Genomic DNA, 5,931 nt, shown 5'->3' on the forward strand with positions numbered 1-5,931 from the left:
CGAGAGTGCTACAAGTGGCTCCTATGCCCGGTGCAGGCCACACCCGCAGATCGTCAACCTACTATCGAAGCATTCCCACTGAACACCAGTGGCTCGGCGTTGGGCGCTGAAATCCAGCGGGTATGTCACGACAATGAGCTGGTTATCAGCGCATGGTCTCCGATACATTTGCGCGACACGCTGAAAAAGCTCTACTGGAAAGATGGCAAGGACGCTGTGAATGCAATGACTTTCTGGGAAGACATGCAGCGCTACCTCTATTTGCCACGCCTCAATGGTCGCGACGTGCTGGAACAAGCCATCATTAAGGGCGCGGGCAGTAAAGATTTCTTCGGCACTGCATACGGTCAGACCGGCGATGTTTTTGAGGGATTCAAATTCGGTGACGCCAACGTTCAACTCGACGACACCCTGCTGCTGATCGAGCCTGAAGTTGCGAAGCGATATGAAACTAACTTGCCCGCAGACCTGAGACCAAAGTCTGGGGACGCTCCGCCGCCGGCAGGAGCGCCTGATGGTGGGTCTTCGCCTTTGCAATCCCCGATTGGTGGAGCAAGCTCCGTTCCTGCGACTGGCACGGGGAAAGCGAAATCGTTTTATGGCTCTGTGGAAGTGAATCCGGCGACGGCGAAGATGCGGCTCGTGCAACTGGCAGAAGAAATTATCAGCAATCTCGCCTCTGATCCCCAAGCCGAACTCAAGATCACAGTGGAAATCACTGCCGATTTTCCGAACGGCGCCACTGACCAGATCAAGCGCGCGGTGTCAGAGAATGCAAAGAGCCTTGGATTCAAGACCTCGACGTGGGAGTGAGCGGGCGACTAACCCGTCCCAGAACAGATTGAGAAGTGGCCACCATGATCTTGTCAGATAACGAAACCAAAGTTGACCTCCTCAACAACGAGGCCATAGCCAAGACGATCGTCATGCTGTTGCGAGAACGCCCGGATCAGCCGGTAACAATCGGCGTGCACGGTGACTGGGGCGCCGGCAAATCAAGCGTCCTGGAGATGATCGAGGTCGCACTCAATGCACAGGACCGCGTCCTCTGCCTCAAGTTCAACGGCTGGCGATTTCAAGGTTTTGAGGACGCCAAGATTGCCCTGATCGAGGGCATCGTTACCGGCCTGATTGAAAAGCGCCCCCTGCTGACCAAAGCTGGAGACGCAGTAAAGGAGATCATTCACCGTATCGACCTGCTAAAACTTGCCAAGAAAGCTGGTGGGCTCGCCCTCACCGCTTACGCCGGCGCTCACGGTCTCGGCGCGCATACTCTCGGGATTCACGCCCTCCTCGACACGCTTGAAGGTTGGTCAGCCGACCCCACAAAACTTACAAAGGAAAATGTTGAATCAGCGGTATCCGGTGTGCAGAGCATTCTTAAAGAGAATTCCGAAACGAAAAATGTCCCGGAGGAAATAGCTGGTTTTCGTAAGGCGTTCGATAATCTCCTCGATAAAGCCGGGATCGACCAACTGGTGGTACTGATCGATGATCTGGACCGCTGCCTTCCGGATACGGCGATCGAAACACTGGAAGCTGTGCGCCTGTTCGTTTTCACGTCACGCACCGCATTCGTCGTCGCCGCCGACGAAGCTATGATTGAATACGCAGTCCGCAAGCACTTTCCTGATCTTCCAGACACCACTGGACCCCAAACATACGCACGGAACTATCTTGAAAAGCTGATTCAGATACCGTTTCGTATTCCCGCTTTGGGAGAGACCGAGACCCGCATCTATGTCACCCTTCTCCTGATTGGTGCCGAGGTCGGCGAGAACGACCTGGCCTTCGCAAGGCTCATTGCTGTCGCGCGTGAGCGGCTGAAACGCCCCTGGACGGCTGGCGCACTCGATGCCGCTACCGTCAAGTCTGCATTAGCAGAAAAAGCAGACAGGGCACAGAATGCGCTGATGCTGAGCGACCAGATCGGTCCGATCCTTGCCAGCGGTACCAAGGGAAATCCACGGCAGATCAAGCGATTCCTCAACACGCTTCTGCTGCGACAATCCTCCGCCAAAGCCCGCGGATTCGGCGACGAGGTAAAGTTGCCCGTTCTCGCCAAGTTGATGCTCGCCGAACGGTTTCTCCCTCGCCTATTCGACCAGATTGCGACTGCGGCAGCCTCCTCCAACGACGGAACCTGCCCTGAGTTGGCCGCATTGGAATCTGCGCTCGCGGGAACCAACCACCGATCAGCAAAACCGGCCGAGGAAGCCACTGAATCGAAAACACCTGCACGCGCCAAAGGCCCCGCGAAGCTGGAGGTTGTCAAGCCGGCTGAAAGTGCCCTGGTCACCGAATGGCTTTCGGCACCTGCGTTCCAGTCATGGGCGCGTATCGCTCCCGCGATCGGGACCTTGGACCTGCGTCCCTATCTCTTCGTCGCAAAAGACCGCAAGGATTATTTCGGCGCGACCTCCATCCTCGGACGCCTTGCTACAGTCGCCGAGAAATTGCTCGGACCCAAGATTGTCGTTCAGGCGATGGAGACCGAATTGCGCCAACTCGCCATAGCTGAGGCGGGTCAGGTTTTTGAGGCAGTCCGTACACGAATTCTGAGCAGCGACGCGTTCGACACTGAACCTGCCGGTGCCCCCGGCATCGCTATTCTTGTCAAGGCACATCCGGGCCTGCAAGGTAATCTCCTCGACTTTCTCGAAGCCTTGCCACGCAATCGCCTCGGCCCTTGGGCCTGTGGGGGCTGGGAAGTCGCCATCAAGGAGCCGGCCATGAGCCAGCGTTATGACCAACTCCTCGAAGCCTGGAGCAGGGACGGCAGCCAGTTTCTCAAAGGAGCAGCGAGCGGTACGCTGCGCACGCGCAGGCAAGGGATCGTACGCTGATGGGCACGTCCAACTCCTACGGCGGCCCTGGCGGCGGCACGCCGCTTGTCCCTAGCTGGGTTGGCTCCAGTGACCCTGCACCGGCACCGCCTGCCCCGGTACCACCATCTACCCCGCCTGACCAACACACTGGACCGACCCCAGTCCCGATGCCCCCTGTCCTCCCAGCGATCCCGGCCGCCGCCGCCGCAGACCGTTTCACGATGCCACGAAATAATTTCTCACGCTTTGCCACATCAGGCGGCACGGACCGCGCGAGTCTCGGTCGTGCAGTATCGCAATATGTGTCGACTGCTGCGGGCGGGAGCCGTGCGGCAGCTCAGCGAATGGGCGCATCGTGCGCCGCAGGCGCCAGGCTTCTCAACTTCCTCTCTGGCGCAACTGTCAATGGGCCTCGCGAAGCGTTACGCGCGCTCAATCTCCAAAGCCTTGCCGGACGCCCGATCGAAGAAGTCTTTCTGGGACTCATGGATTACGTTTGTCAGGGCCAGGATGGTGGCACCGTAGACGAAGGCATCGCAAGAGAAGCTTTCATCGAAACCATCACCGAACTGGCCGAGAACGGGATCACCGATATCGACGCTCTTACGGCTGATCAAATGCAAACTATCTTCGAACTGTACGCAGCTCATGCGATCGAAGCACGCCTGTGCAACGACATCGGCACAAAGTCCATAACCCTCCCTTCCGATCCATCAGACGCTGCAACCGTGCAGGAGCAACTTCTCGATTTTATCCGTGGCAGCGTCTCTGACGCGCTCACCAGAGCACAAATCAACATGCAAGCGCTCACGCCCGCTACCGTTCTGGGAATTGTTACAGGAGTGTATGAGCAGGCCTTCAGCATTCTGCAAACGATGGGTGACGCCGAGGCGGAATCATCATGAGGCGTCACGTTATCATCGGACGATTCGGGACATCTGATCGCCTCCCTATCCCAACGGCCGAAGGTGAGGTCCGCACCCGGCTAGAGTTCGTCGTGGCCAGACGACGGCTTGAACACGGAATCGGCCAGGCGCTCGACGATCTCGCCGGACTAGGAGTTTTCCCGTCCGAAATGGGGCTCGATCTCCTCGTGCTCGCGGCACATGTTCAGGCGGCCGACACCCGCATTTCCCGGACCACGGAATCCCAGGACACGTGGACACGAGAGATACGCCTTGTCGTTCCCGTCAGCGATCCCGCGCGATGGTCAGCAGCGACAGCGCTTCTTCAAAGAATGCTCAACTTCCTCACCGGCGATCGATGGACGCTCGGCTTCAGGCCGCGTCCTGCCGGTTTCGAAGCGGCAGTGCCGACCAGACCGACAGGATTGAACCCTCCGCCCTTCAATAGTTTCGCGCTGTTCTCGGGCGGCCTCGACAGCCTCATAGGTGCAATCGATTCGCTTGAACCAGGTCTCGTGCCACTGTTCATCAGCCACGCCGCTGAAGGGGCCACTAGCGCTTCTCAAGACAGTCTTTTCCAGGGTTTGAAGAGAAACTATCCGCGTCAAGGTTTCGACCGCTTGAGAATCTGGATGACTTTTCCCGATGGCCTCGTCCGCAACGTCGCCTCCGAAAAAACAACACGCGGCAGATCCTTCCTGTTTTTCGCAGCCGGTGTCTTTGCCGGAACGGGACTCCCAGGTTCCTTCACCTTGCGCGTGCCGGAAAACGGACTCATCGCGCTGAATGTCCCGCTCGATCCTCTCCGGCTCGGCGCTCTCAGCACCCGAACCACGCATCCCTTCTACATGGCCCGTTGGAATGATCTCTTGGCCGCACTGGGTATCCAGGGCCGTGTTGAGAATCCTTATTGGGACAAGACCAAGGGCGAGATGGTCGCAAATTGTGCCAACCGTGCACTTCTGTCACGGTTGCTTCCCCATGCGCTCTCCTGTGCTTCTCCGACCAAAGGCCGGTGGCACGGCAGAGGCATTGAACATTGCGGGTTTTGCCTGCCATGCCTGATACGGCGCGCGGCGATCCTCAAAGGCCTTGGGGCAACCGATCCCACCGCTTACACTATTCCGAACCTTGCTGCTCACGTCCTCGACACTCGCCAGGCGGAAGGAAAGCAAGTGCGGTCGTTTCAATTCGCCATTGAGCGATTACACCAAAGACCTCAATTGGCGGCACTTCTTATTCACAAGCCCGGCCCGCTCACCGACGAATCCCCGGCCCAAAAAACGGCTCTTGCCGACGTTTACCGGCGTGGGCTAGACGAACTCGCGGAGCTGCTGACCGGCGTCCAAGCTGCACCGAGCTGATTCCTCATGAATCCATCCCTTGTCGATTTTCATTGTCATCTTGACCTCTATCCCAGCTTTGAATCAGCCGTGAAGGAGGCAGAAGAAGCGTGTGTCTACACCCTCGCCGTGACGACAACGCCGAAAGCGTGGCCCCGCAACTTAGAAATCTCGCGGCTAACCCGCTACGTTCGCGCGAGCCTCGGACTTCACCCCCAACTCGTCGCGGAACGTCACAATGAGATTGCGCTCTGGGAGACTTACCTGCCTCAGACGCGCTATGTCGGTGAAATAGGACTGGATGCCGGTCCGCGGTACTACCGATCGCTTGACCTTCAAAAACAGATATTCGAACGCGTCTTGAAGCAATGCGCCAAAGCCGGAGGTAAGATTCTGACCGTCCACAGCGTCCGGGCGACGACACTGGTCCTCGACCTCATCGAAGCGCACCTGCCGTCCAGATATGGACAGACGGTCCTTCACTGGTTTACGGGCTCGAAAGCGGAGGCCCGACGCGCTGTGGATCTTGGCTGCTATTTCTCAGTTAACGGTCAGATGCTCCGGACCGACAGAGGACGTGACCTGATTGCCAGCTTACCCTCTGACCGTGTACTTACGGAGACCGACGGGCCGTTCACGCAAGTTAGCGGACGCCCGGCCTGTCCAGCGGATGTAGCGGTCACAGTAGAAACGATCGCGAATCTACGCCAAATCACGGCAGATGAGATGGCTGCGACGATCTGCGGAAATCTCAAGGCCATCCTGGACGCCGCGGGCGCACTGACAGATCAAGCGAGCATCTGACGGTCTAAATCATCAATTGGCCTTCCAGAGCCACGAAGGCTCCGGTGAAGA

5 protein-coding genes are annotated in these 5,931 nt (G+C 58.0%); all 5 read left to right on the plus strand.

Annotated elements, in window-relative coordinates:
- Positions 1-30: 30 nt before the first annotated feature.
- The 5 genes from VMU57_RS01710 (at position 31) to qatD (ending at position 5,880) form a co-directional block, all read left to right on the plus strand.
- The gene (locus VMU57_RS01710; protein ID WP_325380160.1) at positions 31-813 is read left to right on the plus strand and encodes a hypothetical protein; all 783 of its coding nucleotides are present in this window, start codon (positions 31-33) and stop codon (positions 811-813) included.
- Positions 814-857: 44 nt separating this feature from the next.
- On the plus strand, positions 858-2,846 hold the full coding sequence (gene qatA / locus VMU57_RS01715) for a Qat anti-phage system ATPase QatA (RefSeq protein ID WP_325380166.1): 1,989 nt from the start codon (positions 858-860) through the stop codon (positions 2,844-2,846).
- 203 nt (positions 2,847-3,049) lie between these two features.
- Positions 3,050-3,733 (plus strand): Qat anti-phage system associated protein QatB, encoded by a 684-nt coding sequence (gene qatB, locus VMU57_RS01720; protein ID WP_325380168.1) that lies wholly within the window; start codon positions 3,050-3,052, stop codon positions 3,731-3,733.
- Positions 3,730-5,097, plus strand: a complete 1,368-nt coding sequence (gene qatC, locus VMU57_RS01725) for a Qat anti-phage system QueC-like protein QatC (RefSeq protein WP_325380162.1) — start codon at positions 3,730-3,732, stop codon at positions 5,095-5,097. Before qatB ends, qatC begins: the two co-directional genes overlap by 4 nt.
- A 6-nt stretch (positions 5,098-5,103) precedes the next feature.
- Positions 5,104-5,880, plus strand: a complete 777-nt coding sequence (qatD, locus tag VMU57_RS01730; RefSeq protein WP_325380164.1) for a Qat anti-phage system TatD family nuclease QatD — start codon at positions 5,104-5,106, stop codon at positions 5,878-5,880.
- The last annotated feature ends 51 nt before the right edge of the window (positions 5,881-5,931 follow it).

It is taken from the genome of Edaphobacter sp. (assembly GCF_035532915.1).
GTDB lineage: Bacteria > Acidobacteriota > Terriglobia > Terriglobales > Acidobacteriaceae > Edaphobacter.